Annotated in this window: 14 protein-coding genes and 1 tRNA gene; 13 read left to right on the forward strand and 2 right to left on the reverse strand. The window is 70.5% G+C overall.

Annotation, left to right across the window (positions count from 1 at the left end; all coding sequences use genetic code 11):
- Positions 1-50: 50 nt before the first annotated feature.
- Positions 51-1,274 carry a glycosyltransferase family 2 protein gene (locus tag StrepF001_RS35880; RefSeq protein ID WP_129802354.1) on the forward strand — a complete coding sequence of 408 codons (1,224 nt, stop codon included), beginning with the start codon at positions 51-53 and terminating at the stop codon, positions 1,272-1,274.
- A 54-nt stretch (positions 1,275-1,328) separates the two neighbouring features.
- On the opposite strand, the gene StrepF001_RS35885 is transcribed toward StrepF001_RS35880, so the two are convergent.
- The gene (locus tag StrepF001_RS35885) at positions 1,329-2,849 is read right to left on the reverse strand and encodes a polysaccharide pyruvyl transferase family protein (RefSeq protein WP_129802355.1); all 1,521 of its coding nucleotides are present in this window, start codon (positions 2,847-2,849) and stop codon (positions 1,329-1,331) included.
- A 243-nt stretch (positions 2,850-3,092) separates the two neighbouring features.
- Here StrepF001_RS35885 and proB point away from each other — a divergent pair, with 243 nt between their 5' ends.
- The 5 genes from proB (at position 3,093) to StrepF001_RS35910 (ending at position 8,126) form a co-directional block, all read left to right on the forward strand.
- Positions 3,093-4,199, forward strand: a complete 1,107-nt coding sequence (gene proB, locus StrepF001_RS35890) for a glutamate 5-kinase (RefSeq protein WP_129802375.1) — start codon at positions 3,093-3,095, stop codon at positions 4,197-4,199.
- 206 nt (positions 4,200-4,405) lie between these two features.
- A complete protein-coding gene (locus StrepF001_RS35895; protein ID WP_129802356.1) occupies positions 4,406-4,888 on the forward strand; it encodes a hypothetical protein in 483 nt (160 codons plus the stop codon).
- 71 nt (positions 4,889-4,959) lie between these two features.
- Positions 4,960-6,246, forward strand: a complete 1,287-nt coding sequence (locus StrepF001_RS35900; protein ID WP_129802357.1) for a glutamate-5-semialdehyde dehydrogenase — start codon at positions 4,960-4,962, stop codon at positions 6,244-6,246.
- A 106-nt stretch (positions 6,247-6,352) separates the two neighbouring features.
- Positions 6,353-6,952 (forward strand): hypothetical protein, encoded by a 600-nt coding sequence (locus tag StrepF001_RS35905; protein WP_129802358.1) that lies wholly within the window; start codon positions 6,353-6,355, stop codon positions 6,950-6,952.
- Positions 6,953-7,052: 100 nt separating this feature from the next.
- The gene (locus StrepF001_RS35910) at positions 7,053-8,126 is read left to right on the forward strand and encodes a hypothetical protein (protein ID WP_129802359.1); all 1,074 of its coding nucleotides are present in this window, start codon (positions 7,053-7,055) and stop codon (positions 8,124-8,126) included.
- Here the strand turns inward: StrepF001_RS35910 and StrepF001_RS35915 are convergent.
- Positions 8,123-9,220 carry a M48 family metallopeptidase gene (locus tag StrepF001_RS35915; protein ID WP_165396470.1) on the reverse strand — a complete coding sequence of 366 codons (1,098 nt, stop codon included), beginning with the start codon at positions 9,218-9,220 and terminating at the stop codon, positions 8,123-8,125. The genes StrepF001_RS35910 and StrepF001_RS35915 overlap by 4 nt on opposite strands.
- A 140-nt stretch (positions 9,221-9,360) precedes the next feature.
- Between StrepF001_RS35915 and StrepF001_RS45895 the strand changes: the two genes are divergently transcribed.
- The 7 genes from StrepF001_RS45895 to StrepF001_RS35940 all read left to right on the forward strand — a co-directional run bounded on the left by StrepF001_RS45895 (position 9,361) and on the right by StrepF001_RS35940 (position 13,518).
- Positions 9,361-9,522, forward strand: coding sequence for a hypothetical protein (locus tag StrepF001_RS45895; RefSeq protein WP_165396471.1), 162 nt, complete (start codon positions 9,361-9,363; stop codon positions 9,520-9,522).
- A gap of 108 nt (positions 9,523-9,630) precedes the next feature.
- Entirely contained in the window at positions 9,631-9,795 is a 165-nt protein-coding gene (locus tag StrepF001_RS45900; RefSeq protein ID WP_165396472.1) for a hypothetical protein, read from the forward strand.
- A gap of 32 nt (positions 9,796-9,827) precedes the next feature.
- On the forward strand, positions 9,828-10,463 hold the full coding sequence (gene nadD / locus StrepF001_RS35920; RefSeq protein WP_129802360.1) for a nicotinate-nucleotide adenylyltransferase: 636 nt from the start codon (positions 9,828-9,830) through the stop codon (positions 10,461-10,463).
- 16 nt (positions 10,464-10,479) lie between these two features.
- Positions 10,480-12,144, forward strand: coding sequence for an LCP family protein (locus StrepF001_RS35925; protein WP_129802361.1), 1,665 nt, complete (start codon positions 10,480-10,482; stop codon positions 12,142-12,144).
- Positions 12,145-12,213: 69 nt separating this feature from the next.
- Positions 12,214-12,660 carry a ribosome silencing factor gene (gene rsfS, locus StrepF001_RS35930; protein ID WP_129802362.1) on the forward strand — a complete coding sequence of 149 codons (447 nt, stop codon included), beginning with the start codon at positions 12,214-12,216 and terminating at the stop codon, positions 12,658-12,660.
- Positions 12,651-13,328, forward strand: a complete 678-nt coding sequence (locus StrepF001_RS35935; protein WP_206307039.1) for a histidine phosphatase family protein — start codon at positions 12,651-12,653, stop codon at positions 13,326-13,328. Before rsfS ends, StrepF001_RS35935 begins: the two co-directional genes overlap by 10 nt.
- A gap of 117 nt (positions 13,329-13,445) precedes the next feature.
- Positions 13,446-13,518: transfer RNA gene (locus StrepF001_RS35940), tRNA-Ala, on the forward strand.
- Positions 13,519-13,548 lie beyond the last annotated feature (30 nt).

The raw sequence follows: 13,548 nt of genomic DNA on the forward strand, positions 1-13,548 counted from the left end.
GTAGCGATAGAGGAGATACGGGAGGAATCTTCCGTTAATGAGGGGGAAACGTGACCGTGACGCAACCTGATGTCAGTGTGATCATCGGGGCGTACGAAGCGATGCCGTATCTGGTCGAGTGCCTGGCGTCGGTCGAGGCACAGACCATCGACCCGGAGCGCATCGAGGTCATCGCGGTCGACGACGGGTCGACCGACGGTACGGGGGAGTACCTGGAGGAGTTCGCGGCCCGCGCGCCCATGCCGGTCACGGTGATCCGGCAGGAGAACTCCGGCGGGCCCAGCGGCCCGCGCAATGTCGGCCTGGGCAAGGCGGCCGGGCGGTACGTGTTCTTTCTCGACGCCGACGACCGGCTGGGCGCCGAGGCACTGGAGCGGATGGTCGCCATGGCCGACCGCAACGGCACCGATGTGGTCCTCGGCCGGGTCGAGGGCGTCAACCGCTCGGCGCCCAAGTCGATGTGGGGCAGGACGCTGGAGCGTACGGACGTCTTCTCGTCCAAGATCAAGTTCACGCTCAGTGCGCAGAAGCTGTTCCGTCGCGAGTTGCTGGAGCGGCACGGGATGCGGTTCGACGAGTCCCTGTGGACCGGCGAGGATGCGCTGTTCACGATGGAGGCGTATCTGCGGGCGAACGGCGTCTCCGTGGTCGCCGACTACACCTGCTACTACCTGGTGGGCCGCGAGGACGGCAAGCACGTGACGAAGAGCGGCAGTTACACCCTGCGCTTCGACTCCGCGCGCGCCCTGATGCAGCTGATCGCCGACCTGGTCCCGGCGGGTGAGCGGCGCGAGGCGCTGATGGTCCGCCCCTTCCTGGTCACGCTGCTGCCGCAGTTCGGGCCGAAGTTCCTCACGGACAGCGAGGAGGTGCGGCGGCACAAGATGGAGCTGGCGAAACCGCTGATGGAGACGTACTGGCGGGACGGGATCGGACGCCGTATCAAGGTCCAGGAGCGGCTGCGGCTGCATCTGGTCGCCGAGCAGCGGCCCGAACTCCTCGTGGACGTCCTGCAGTTCCTCAAGGCCAAGAAGCAGCCGACGGCTCTCCTAGAGAAGAAGGGCCGCCGCCTGTACCTGGCCTACCCCCACTTCCGCGACCGCGCGGCCGGCGTCCCCGACTCCGTCTATCTCGCCGAGCCGCACGAGGCCCGCCCCTTCCCGGGGTACCGCAAGGGGGGCGCCGAGTCCCTGCTGCGCAGGGCGGCGCGCAAGGCACGGCGGATGCTGACGTCACGCTCGTCCACGCCCGGTGGACGGGCGGCTGCGGCATGAGAACGCGGGACGAGGCGGGGGGATCCCTCCGCCTCGTCCCGCGTTCTTGGTGCCTTACTTCTGACCCGGCTGCAGCGCCCGCCGGAGCGGGCGGCCCACCGCGCGGCGGGCGCGGCGATAGACCGAGATGGTCGGCACGGCCGGAGCCGCCTTGGCCGAAGCGGCCTTCGACGCAGCGGGGGTGATCGCGGCGGCCTTGGCTGCGGGCTTCACCGCAACGCGCTTGGTCGCAGCCGGACCGCCCGGGAGCGGGCCCGCCGGGGCCGACTTCGCGGCGGCGGCCCGGGAATGGGCCAGCTCCCGCTTCAACTTGGCGTTCTCCGAGGCAAGTTCGGTGATCCGGGTCTGTAGCCAGCCGAAGCGCGGGCCCAGCGAGGCGGGGTCGCTGTCGATCCACGGCCGGATGCCAGGGGGGAACGACAGTGACCGCAGGCGCTCCTCGAAGGCCGCGCCGCCGTCGCCGTGCGTGAAGGTGTTCTCCAGCCCGTTCTTGTCCAGGAAGGCGGTGAACCGCTCGAACCGCTCCTCGTGGCCGCCCAGCAGCGCCCCGAAGTCCGCCTCCTCGTACAGCCGTGCAGGGTCCACGTCCTCGGACAGCTGGTCGAGCGGGCGGTGCGGGATGCCGAAGTAGCGGCACAGCTCCAGCGTCCGCGAGTCACTGCACAGCACGGTCGCCGGCGTACCCGCCAGCAGCGCGGCGATGTTGCCGTGGATACGGGAGCCGAAGGAGAAGTCGAACTCGCGCAGGTCGTCGATCCAGGTGACGGGATCGACGTAGATCCGGGCCTTGCCCTCCTGGTACATCGGGTGGTCCGGATGAGTCGGCATCGCCGTCACCCGGCCGTTCGCTCCCGACACATGGCGCCAGTGCAGCTGCTGTGCGTCGGTGAGGTTCTGGCCGATGAAGCGCAGGTTCGGATAGCGCTCGTGTGCGCGAGCGATGATCCGGTCGAGGCCCAGGCTGCGCACCGCGTTGTGCGAGCCGTTGATCGCGATCCGCGAGTCGGCGGTCAGCGCCGCCGCGCGCTTGCGGACGTCGAGTTCCTTGCCGTACATGAACAGGGACGGACAGCCGATGACCTCGACGTCCCTGAACCCCATCTGCTTCAGGTACTCCTCGGTGAACTCGCCCCGCACGCCGATCGACGCGCTCCGGTCGAGCACGGCGGACACGAAGTCCCGAACGGCGGGCTCCAGGGCCTTCAGCCGTGCGAGGTCGTAGTCCAGTCCGCTCTGCGCGCCGACGCCCAGGACCACCACCGGGATCCGCAGCTTGCGGATGAGCTGGGTCAGGCGGTTCAGCGAGGCCTCGAAGGACGGCCGGAACGCGTTGGCGAGCGGGACGACGAAGGCGTCGTACTCCTCGTTGATCCGGTCGGCCGCCGACACCTGGGTGCGGATGCCGTTCGAGACCACCTCGGTGTGCGGTGTCTCAAGGATCTTGTGCGCCGCGTCACTGAAGATCAGGTTTCCGGCGTTGGTGGCGATGACGTCCCGGTGAAGGGCCTCTTCGATCGGGACGACGTCATAAGGACTCTTCCCGGACCGAAGGAGGATGCGCTTGGTGCGCTGCATGTGGTGATCTATCGGTGACACGTTCTTCAACTTAAATTTGCAGGAGCTTTAAATCCTATAGCCGACCTGTACAACCTTTTCGCCATGTGTGGCCCGTGAGCAGGTGATCACGCTGCGTCGCCGACCGTACGTCCGCGTACTGGACCGATGCGCGGCTCCCGTTCCCCTTCGCGTAGATTGCGGGCGGGGCAGCCGAACCTACGCGAGGGGACAGACAGCAAGGTGGCAGCGGCAAGGCAGGATGTGCACGAGGCCCACAGGATCGTCGTCAAGGTGGGTTCCTCCTCGCTGACCACCGCGTCCGGCGGTCTGGACGCCGACCGGGTCGACGCACTCGTCGACGTCCTCGCCAAGGTGCGCAGCGGGGGAGAGAAGGAGATCGTGCTGGTCTCCTCCGGCGCCATCGCCGCCGGACTCGCTCCGCTGGGCCTGCGCCGCCGCCCCAGGGACCTCGCCCGCCAGCAGGCCGCCGCCAGTGTCGGCCAGGGGCTCCTGGTCGCCCGCTACACCGCCTCCTTCGCCCGCTACGGCACCCGTGTCGGCCAGATCCTGCTCACCTCCGACGACATGAGCCGCCGCGCCCACCACCGCAACGCCTCCCGCACCCTCGACAAGCTCCTCGCCATGGGTGCCCTGCCGATCGTCAACGAGAACGACACGGTCGCCACCGACGAGATCCGCTTCGGCGACAACGACCGGCTCGCCGCGCTCGTCGCCCACCTCGTCCGGGCCGACCTGCTGGTGCTGCTCTCCGACGTGGACGGCGTCTACGACGGCGACCCCACCAAGCCCGGCACCTCGCGGATAGCGGAGGTGACGGGACCGGCCGACCTCGCGCAGGTCGAGATCGGCAGCGCCGGCAAGGCCGGCGTCGGCACCGGCGGCATGGTCACCAAGGTCGAGGCGGCCCGGATCGCTGCCGCCGCCGGCATCCCCGTGGTGCTCACCAGCGCGATCCATGCGGCCGACGCGCTGACCGGCCAGGACACCGGCACCTACTTCCACCCCACCGGCAAGCGCTCCGCGGACCGGCTGCTCTGGCTCCAGCACGCCTCCGCGCCGCAGGGCTCGCTCACCCTCGACGACGGCGCGGTGCGCGCGGTCGTCGAGCGTCGCACGTCACTGCTGCCGGCCGGAATCGCCGCCGTCGAGGGCGAGTTCAGTGCGGGCGACCCCGTCGAACTGCGTGACGGCGCCGGGCGCGCGGTGGCCCGCGGGCTCGTCAACTTCGATGCCAAGGAAATCCCCCGGTTGATAGGCCGCTCGACCCGGGAACTGGCGCGGGAGCTGGGACCGGCCTACGAGCGGGAGGTCGTCCACCGGGACGATCTGGTGCTCCTCCACCGGTGAGGAACGACGACCGGGTGATCCTCGGCCGGTGAAGCGCGCGGCGCAGGCCGAAAACGGGGGGAACGCCCCGCAAAATGCGCCCGCCCTGAGGTGGACGTTGCGCAAAACCGCCCCGCGAACCCTGGCGGCCTGCTCAACTTTGTCTCAGGCACATCCCGCACGAGCACGGCTCGACCCCGGCTCGACACCGCGCAAAGGAGGCCGTCGTGAGACGAGTACGCCCTGGGGCAGCGGCGTCCCGCGGCGGTTCCCCCTCCCGCGACACCGGCCGCCGCACCACCGGCGAGGAGCGCGCCCTCACCAGCGTCGCAGCCGGGGAGCGGTACGCGGGCGAGGAGCCCGCGGACATCCCCCGCCTGTGGCACATCACCCTCAGCGTCTCCGGCGAGGCCGCCCCCGTCGAAGAGCTGCGGCGTGCCCTGGAACAGCTTGCCCACGACCACCCCTTCCTGCTGACCAGCCGATACGCCGACGACCACGCCGAGATCCGGTACTGGGAGGAGGCCCGCGATCTGCACGACGCGGCCGCCGTCGCGCTGCGCCTGTGGGGCGAGCACCGGCAGACCGCGGGGCTCCCGCCCTGGGAGATCGTCGGCCTGGAGGTCATCGACCGCGCCACTTACCACCAGCGAATCTCCGAGGGCTACGGCCCGCCACCGGCCAGCCCAGTGGGCATCCACCCCTTTTGAGGGCATTCGGGCCTGTCTCGGGGTGTGGAACGCTCGATGGACGGTCCCGTCCGGCGCACTACCCTTCCCTCATGACCACGCTCTCGCCGTACGACTCCATGACCCCGGTCATCCAGGCCGCCTACCGTGCCAAGGCTGCCGCCGCCGACCTCGCGCCGCTGCCCCGGGCCGTGAAGGACGACGCGCTGCTCGCCATCGCGGACGCGCTCGAGGTCCGTGCGAGCGAAATCGTCGAGGCCAACGCCAAGGACGTCACCAAGGCCCGCGAGTCCGGCACCAGCGAGGCCATCGTCGACCGGCTGACCCTGACCCCGGAGCGCGTCCGGGTCATCGCCTCCGACGTGCGGGACGTCGTCGCGCTGCCCGACCCGGTCGGCGAGGTCGTCCGCGGCTCCACCCTTCCCAACGGCATCGACCTGCGCCAGGTCCGCGTCCCGCTCGGCGTCGTCGGGATCATCTACGAGGCCCGGCCGAACGTCACCGTGGATGCCGCCGCCCTGTGCCTGAAGTCCGGCAACGCGGTACTGCTGCGCGGCTCGGGCTCCGCGTACGAGTCGAACACCGCCCTCGTCCGGGTCATCCGCGACGCCGTGGGCGGGTCCGGGCTGCCCGCCGACGCCGTACAACTGGTGCCCGGCGAGAGCCGCGAGAGCGTGCGCGAGCTGATGCGGGCCCGCGGACTGGTCGACGTGCTGATCCCGCGCGGCGGCGCCTCGCTGATCCAGACGGTCGTCCAGGAGTCGACGGTCCCGGTCATCGAGACCGGCACCGGCAACTGCCACGTCTACGTCGACGCCCACGCCGACCTCGACATGGCCCTCGAGATCCTGATCAACTCCAAGGCGCAGCGGGTCAGTGTGTGCAACGCCGCCGAGACGCTGCTGGTCCACCGGGCCATCGCCGCCGAGTTCCTGCCGCGCGCGCTGGACGCCCTCGCCGAGGCAGGGGTCACCGTGCACGCCGACGAGCGGGTGCTGGCGTACGCCAAGGACACCAAGGCGACCGTCGTCGAGGCCACCCCGGAGGACTGGGAGGCCGAGTACCTGTCGTACGACATCGCCGCAGCCGTCGTCGACTCCCTCGACAAGGCCGTGGAGCACATCCGGCTGTGGACCTCCGGTCACACCGAGGCCATCGTGACGACCTCCCAGCAGGCCGCCCGCCGCTTCACCCAGCTGGTCGACTCCACCACGGTCGCCGTGAACGCCTCTACCCGCTTCACGGACGGCGGCCAGTTCGGCTTCGGCGCGGAGATCGGCATCTCGACGCAGAAGCTGCACGCCCGCGGCCCGATGGGGCTGCCCGAACTGACCAGCACCAAGTACATCGTCACCGGGGACGGACACGTAAGGCGCTGAGGAGCACGGCACCGGCATATGCGGCGGACACGCGCCCCCGACTCGCGTCCGTGCCCCGGCGGAGACGTCTCAGCAAGCGGATGAATTTCCATACTGTCTGCCCAAATTGACCCCCCAGGTCTACTCTGGATCCGTGCCGGAGGACGTGGGGGGCACGCCGTTCCCTGACGGCTGGGAGCCCGACGACGACCACGACCGCGGGGTGTCGGACGAAGAGTTCGCCTCCGTGGTCTTCGACGAGGCCTTCGTGCAGGCGGCCGTGGTGCACGAGCCGACCGCCGTCGAACGCCTCCTGGCCGCCGCGCAGGCCAGAGCCGAGGCCTCCGAGGCGGAGGCCCGCCGGGCACACGGCAGAGGCGAGCGGTACGACGACGGATACGGCGCCGAGGACCCCGGTTTCCGCCGCGACCCGGACTTCGACGACCTGGACGACCCCGAGCTCCTCGACAGCCGCGACGGCATGCCGGGACCGTACGGAAAGCAGGTCCGCTGGCACCGCCCGGTCGCCTGGCTGCTCGCCCTGGTGATGGGTATCGGCATGGTCGCCCTGGCCTTCGCCGCGGTCTACCGGGGCGCCTCCTCGGGCCGCCAGGACCAGGTCCCGCCGCCCGCCTCCACCGGCCTGGAGCAGGGCACCTCGGCCGCCCCCTCCGCCTCCGCCGACTACTCCCAGCCGGCCGTCTCCGCGGTTCCGCGCACGCCCTGAACCGGCCCTGCGCAGGTATGCGCCGTTCTGGTGAGTACCTGTCAGAAGTTGTGATGGAGCAGGGCGTTTACCGGAGCTCCGGGAGACCTACTCTGAAGTTATGGGCGGGCCTGGAGAACCACCCGAGGGGACACCCGACGGCGCCTCCAACGGTGCGGAAGACGAGTACCGATCCGTCGTCTTCGACGAGTCGTTCGTCCGCGCTGCCCGCCTCCAGGAGTTCTCCGCACAGGAGCGCCTGACCGACCACGCGCCCGCCGTACGCCGCCGGCCGCCCCTGCGCCGGGGGCTGTCCCGGCAGGCGTTCGTGCTGGTCGTGCTGATCGCCCTCGCCTTCGGCACCGCGATCTACATGGGCGTACGGCACCCCTACCAGACCCCGCAGGCCCGCCAGCCCGTCGAGCCCCTGCGGATGACCGTCATCCCGCTCGCCCCGCAGGGCAGCGTGCCCGGCGCCACCGACCCCGAACAGCTGTACGTCAACAGTCCCGCCGCGCAGTTCCGCACCGGCGCCGAGGGCATCCCGCTGCCCGCTGCCCGGCGCACCGCGAACTTCTCGGACGGCCAGGTCGTCACCGCCCTGACCACCGCCAAGGACTACATCGTCCGCTCCTCGCTCTACCCCGAGGTGCTCACCGGCGAGCAGGTCCGGCCCGTGCGGGTCCTGCTCGACCCCGGCCAACTCACCCAGTTCGACCGCAGTTTCGAGGTGCCCTCCGCCGACGGCCGGCACGCTCCCACCGGCTGGCTGGTGCGCTTCGACCCCGCCCACGCCGAACTGGCCGACCGCGAGATCCGTGTGCAGGGCAGCCTGCAGGTCACCGAGGCCGACTCGGCCACCCTCGAGGTCACCGCGGACCACACCTTCGTGTACGCGCTGCGACCGGCCGACGCCGGTGCGAAGGCCGAGGCGTCGCTGTTCACGGTCCGGCGCGAGCTGCACTTCCGCTTCGACCGCGACGACCTGCGCCTGCACCAGGCCCAGCTGGTCGGCTCGCACGTCCAGGCAGGCCCGCTGTCCTGCGCCGAGGACACCGCCGACCACCTGCGCCCGCTGCTCGCCGGCCAGACCCCGAAGGCCGGCGGCCCGGCCGGCACGGACCCGTACGCCCCGCACGGCGCGACGGCCCTGTGCGGGACCTTGGCGGACAGTGCCCAGCCCAAGGTGAACTAGTCGCGCGGCGGCTGGTCCTTGGGCGGTGCGTCGGCAGAGCCGCCCGTGAAGCCGCCGAAGCCGCGCCGCACCCGGCTGCCCAGGTCGCCGGCGCCGCCCGCGATGTCGGTGACCAGCTTCATCAGCGGGTCCTTCGAGGCGCGCACATGGTCCGCATAGTGCGAGGCCGAATCGCGGAAGGAGTCCGAGACCGAGGTGTCCTTGTCCTCGTCGCGCCGCGGGTAGTGGCCGTCCATGATCCGCTGGTAGTCGCGGGAGGCCGCCCACTTCTTCAGCTCGGCCGCGCGCACGGTGGTGAAGGGGTGGCTGCGGGGCAGCGTGTTGAGGATCTTCAGCACGGAGTCGCGCAGGTCGCCGCCGGCCTCGTACTCCTCGGCCTGCTCCAGGAACGCGTCCACGTTCATCTCGTGCAGGTGGTTGCCGCCCGCGAGCTTCATCAGGCCGCGCATCGAGGCCTGGAGGTCCTGGCCGACCAGCAGTCCCGCGCGGTCGGCGGACAGCTCCGACTTGCGGAACCACTCGCGCAGCGCGGTCACGATCGCCATGATCGCGACGCCGCCCAGCGGGATCCAGGCCACCCGCAGGGCGAGGTTGGTCAGGAACAGCAGGATGGTGCGGTAGACGGAGTGCCCGGACAGGGCGTGGCCGACCTCGTGGCCGATGACCGCCCGCATCTCCTCCTCGTCGAGCAGCTCGACGAGCCCGGTCGTGACGACGATGATCGGCTCGTCCATGCCGATGCACATCGCGTTGGGCTGCGGATCCTGGTTGACGTACATCGGCGGGACCTTCTCCAGGTCCAGGATGTAGCAGGCGTCCCGCAGCATGTCGTTGAGGTGGGCGAACTGCCGGTCCGAGACGCGCACCGAGTCGGACAGGAACAGCAGCCTCAGGCTCCGCTCGGGCAGCAGCCCGCTGAGCGCCTTGAAGGCCGTGTCGAAGCCGCTCAGCTTGCGCAGCGCGACCAGGGCGGAGCGGTCCGCCGGATGCTCGTACGCACGCGAGGAGATTCCCGGGAAGCGCCTGCGCTGCCGGCTCGGCACGTGCTCGTGCCCGTCCTGCTGGTGGCCGTCGTCGGACATGTCTTCCCCCATGTGCGTCGGTGTGCCCTGTGTACTCCGCGCGCTGTTGTCCGCGCGCGGTTGTCTTTGCGCTTTCTTGTACGCCCCCGAAGCAAGGCCCAGCCTAGGCGGAGATACCGTGGACGGGCAGCACAGCGAAGGAGTCCCGCACCATGGAGCACCACCCCGCAGCCGCCTGGCTCACCGAGGCAGCGAGCGCCGCCCAGCAGCAGGGGGCGGGGAATCTTCTCCGGGTCGTACTGATCGTGATGGTGGTCGGCTGTGTGCTGACCGCCTGGTTCCTGCTTCGGGGTTACAGGCGGAAGGACGACTGAGCGCCCCGGAAGGTTGCCCGACGGCGGAGTCGGGGTGATCGCGGCCGAGGCGCCCGCATACGATGAGCCGACGTCTCTTCCGCCCACACGCGATAGGTCCTGCCGAAGATGAGCTTCCACAGCGCCGCAGCCCAGTTGGTCACCCTCGCCGCCGAGGGCCAGGAGCACGGCGGCAACCACGAGAGCATCAACCCCCTGGTCACCGGCGGCGGCGCGTTCCTCGCCCTGATGCTGCTGCTGTGGATCACCACCCGCTTCAACCGCGACCGCTGAGCCCACAGACCGGGCCGGTAGGGTCTGCACGCATGGGAGAGCAGGACATGCCTACCGGTCCGGCACATGACACGACGAGCGGCAAGCGCCGCCTCGGCGTCATGGGCGGAACGTTCGACCCGATCCACCACGGACACCTGGTCGCGGCGAGCGAGGTCGCCGCGCAGTTCCACCTCGACGAGGTGGTGTTCGTGCCCACCGGGCAGCCGTGGCAGAAGACCCACCGCAAGGTCTCCCTGGCCGAGGACCGCTACCTGATGACGGTCATCGCGACCGCCGAGAACCCGCAGTTCTCGGTGAGCCGTATCGACCTCGACCGCGGTGGCCCCACCTACACCGTGGACACGCTGCGCGATCTGCGCGCGCTCAACCCCGACACGGACCTGTTCTTCATCACCGGCGCCGACGCCCTCGCCCAGATCCTGACCTGGCGGGACAGCGAGGAGCTGTTCTCCCTCGCCCACTTCATCGGCGTGACCCGGCCCGGCCACCACCTCAACGATCCCGGGCTCCCCGAGGGCGGCGTCTCCCTGATCGAGGTGCCCGCCCTCGCCATCTCCTCCACGGACTGCCGTGCGAGAGTCGCCAAGGGCGACCCCATCTGGTATCTGGTGCCGGACGGAGTCGTGCGCTACATCGCCAAACGAGAGCTGTACCGCGGCGAGTGAGCCGAGAGGGGCACCGGTGAACGACCGATACGACGCTGGTCACGGGGGCGACCAGTACGAGCTCGTCGGCTACGACGAGTACGGCCGGCCTGTGTACCGGCAGGTGCCGCAGCAGCCGTCCCCACAGCAGCCGTACGACCCTTACACACAGCAGGGTTACGGCTACGACCCGTACGCGACGGGCCAGCAGCAGCCGGTGCCCCCGTACGACCCCTACGGGACGGGGCAGCAGCAGCCGGTGCCGTCGTACGACCCGTACGGGACCGGCCGGCAGCCCCGCGTCGCCGAGCAGACCGCCTACATCCCGCAGCAGGCGGGCCCGGTCGAGGAACCCGTACGGGACGACCGGGATCACCGGGGCGACCCGGCGTACCAGGACGACCAGGAGTACCCGGACGACCGGGACTACCGCACCGAACAGTTCGCCTTCGTCGAGGACCCCGACGGGGACTCCGAGGACGTCATCGACTGGCTGAAGTTCACCGAGAACCGCACCGAGCGCCGCGAGGAGGCCCGGCGCCGCGCCCGCAGCCGCCTCATCGCCCTGGTCGTCGTCCTGGCGCTGGCCGCGACCGGCGGCGTCGGCTACCTCTGGTACGCCGGAAAGCTCCCCGGCCTGTCGTCGTCCGACGACAAGACCGGCGGTACGACGACCGCGACCGCGCAGAAACGCGACGTGATCGTCGTCCACCTGCACGACACCAAGAAGGGCGGCACCACCACGGCGCTGCTCGTCGACAACACCACCACCAAGCAGGGCACCACCGTCCTGCTGCCCAACGCTCTCGCCCTGACCGGCGACGACGGCACGACGACCCTGGCCAAGTCGGTCGAGGACGACGGCTCCTCCGGCACCCGCGAGGCCCTGGACACCGTCCTCGGCACCTCGATCCAGGGCACCTGGCGCCTCGACACCCCCTACCTGCAGAACCTCGTCGACCTCGTCGGCAACATCGAGATCGACACCAACGCCGACGTGCCCGACCCCGAGGCCAAGAAGAAGGGCGAGGCACCCCTCGTCAACAAGGGCGAGAGCCAGACCCTCAGCGGCAAGATGGCGGTCGCCTACGCCACCTACCGCGCCTCCGGGGAGGCCCAGAACGCCCAGCTGGAGCGGTTCGGGCAGGTCATGCAGGGCGTGCTGCGCAAGATGTCCTCCGACGCCCAGGCCGCGACGACCACCGTGCAGACCCTCGCGCAGATCCTCGACCCGTCGCTCACCGACAAGGACCTCGGGACCTTCCTCGCGGGCCTCTCCGACCTCGCCAAGGGCGGCGACCACAAGACGGCCGTGCTGCCCGTCCAGACCGACGGCACACTGAGCGCGCAGGCCAGTGACAGCGTGGTCAAGGACATCCTCGGCGGCACCGCGAAGAGCCCCGACCAGGACGCGGCCGTCCGGGTCTCCGTGCGGAACGCCAGCAGTGTGAAGGACAACACGGAGAAGGCCCGCGTGGTCCTCCTCAACGGCGGCTTCACCTTCCTGGAGGCCGGTACGGCAGGCAGCGCCCAGGCAGCCTCCGAGGTCACCTACGCGGACGCCGCCGACAAGGAGAACGCCACCGAGGTCGCCAAGACCCTGGGGCTGCCGGAGGACGCGGTGGTCAAGGGCAAGGTCTCCGCGAACGCGAACGTGTCGGTGGTGCTCGGGCAGGACTACGAGCCGGCCTCGGGCGGTTAATCGCGTGGGGTGCCGTCGGCGGTCCGTGAGACCCTTGAGGACAAGTGACCGCCGACGGAAAGCCATGTAGTGACCGCAACAGACCGATCTCTCGAGCTCATCAACACCGCCGCCCAGGCGGCCGCCGACAAGCTCGCGCACGACGTCATCGCCTACGACGTGAGCGATGTGCTGTCGATCACGGATGCCTTCCTGCTGGCGTCCGCGCCCAACGACCGCCAGGTCAAGTCGATCGTCGACGAGATCGAGGAACGGCTCCAGAAGGAACTCGGCGCCAAGCCGGTGCGCCGCGAGGGCGACCGCGAGGCCCGCTGGGTGCTGCTGGACTACGTCGACATCGTCGTCCACGTCCAGCACAGCGAGGAGCGGGTCTTCTACGCCCTGGAGCGGCTGTGGAAGGACTGCCCCGAGCTCGAGCTGCCTGCCGACGCCAAGGCCACCCGCGGCAAGGCCGAGGAGCACGCCAAGCTGCAGGCCGCCGAGGAGGCCGCCGAGACAGGTGGTGAGTGGCGGTGAGCGCCACCGGGGAGGTGACCGGCCCGAAGCCGGGCCGCGGCCGCCGCGTCATCCTCTGGCGGCACGGCCAGACCTCCTGGAACGTGGAGCGCCGCTTCCAGGGCACCACCGACGTCGAGCTGACCGAGACCGGCCTGGCCCAGGCCCGCCGCGCCGCCCGGCTGCTGGCCTCCCTCAAGCCCGACGCGATCGTCTCCTCGGACCTGCAGCGGGCCGCGAACACGGCCGCCGAGCTGGCCGCGCTCACCGGCCTGGAGGTCAACCACACCGAGGCCCTGCGCGAGACCTACGCGGGCGTCTGGCAAGGCCTGACGCACGACGAGATCATCGCCCGGCACGGCGAGGAGTACGCCGCGTGGAAGCGCGGTGAGCCGGTGCGCCGCGGCGGCGGCGAACTGGAGACCGAGGTCGCCGACCGCGCAGCCCCGGTCGTGCTCCGGCACGCCGAGAAGCTGCCCGACGACGGCACGCTGGTCGTGGTCAGCCACGGCGGCACCATCCGCACCACGATCGGCCGTCTCCTCGGCCTGGAGTCCCGCCACTGGGAGAGCCTCGGCGGGCTCTCCAACTGCTGCTGGTCCGTCCTCGGCGAGGGCGCCCGCGGCTGGCGGCTGCTCGAGCACAACGCCGGCACACTGCCGGAGCCGGTGCTCGGCGACGACGACTGAGCGGCGGAGTCCACCAGGGGCCCGGATTTCACTTTCCGGCAGGTCGCAGGCTAAAGTTCTTCTTGTTCGCCCCGCCGAGCGGGGCGAAACACCATGCGGCTCCGCCGCGTGGCACCAGGGGCTATAGCTCAGTTGGTAGAGCGCCTGCATGGCATGCAGGAGGTCAGGAGTTCAATTCTCCTTAGCTCCACGGACGAATCCCGTCCCCCTCAGGGGGCGG

The sequence above is a fragment of the Streptomyces sp. F001 genome (assembly GCF_004187715.1).
Classification (GTDB): Bacteria; Actinomycetota; Actinomycetes; order Streptomycetales; family Streptomycetaceae; genus Streptomyces; species Streptomyces flavusporus.

Coding starts and splice junctions, on each gene's coding strand:
- StrepF001_RS35900 (WP_129802357.1), top strand. CDS start 4,960: ATGACCACGCTCTCGCCGTACGACTCCATGACCCCGGTCATCCAGGCC.
- StrepF001_RS35915 (WP_165396470.1), bottom strand. CDS start 9,220: ATGGGGGAAGACATGTCCGACGACGGCCACCAGCAGGACGGGCACGAG.
- StrepF001_RS35910 (WP_129802359.1), top strand. CDS start 7,053: ATGGGCGGGCCTGGAGAACCACCCGAGGGGACACCCGACGGCGCCTCC.
- StrepF001_RS35885 (WP_129802355.1), bottom strand. CDS start 2,849: ATGCAGCGCACCAAGCGCATCCTCCTTCGGTCCGGGAAGAGTCCTTAT.
- nadD (WP_129802360.1), top strand. CDS start 9,828: ATGGGAGAGCAGGACATGCCTACCGGTCCGGCACATGACACGACGAGC.
- StrepF001_RS45895 (WP_165396471.1), top strand. CDS start 9,361: ATGGAGCACCACCCCGCAGCCGCCTGGCTCACCGAGGCAGCGAGCGCC.
- StrepF001_RS45900 (WP_165396472.1), top strand. CDS start 9,631: ATGAGCTTCCACAGCGCCGCAGCCCAGTTGGTCACCCTCGCCGCCGAG.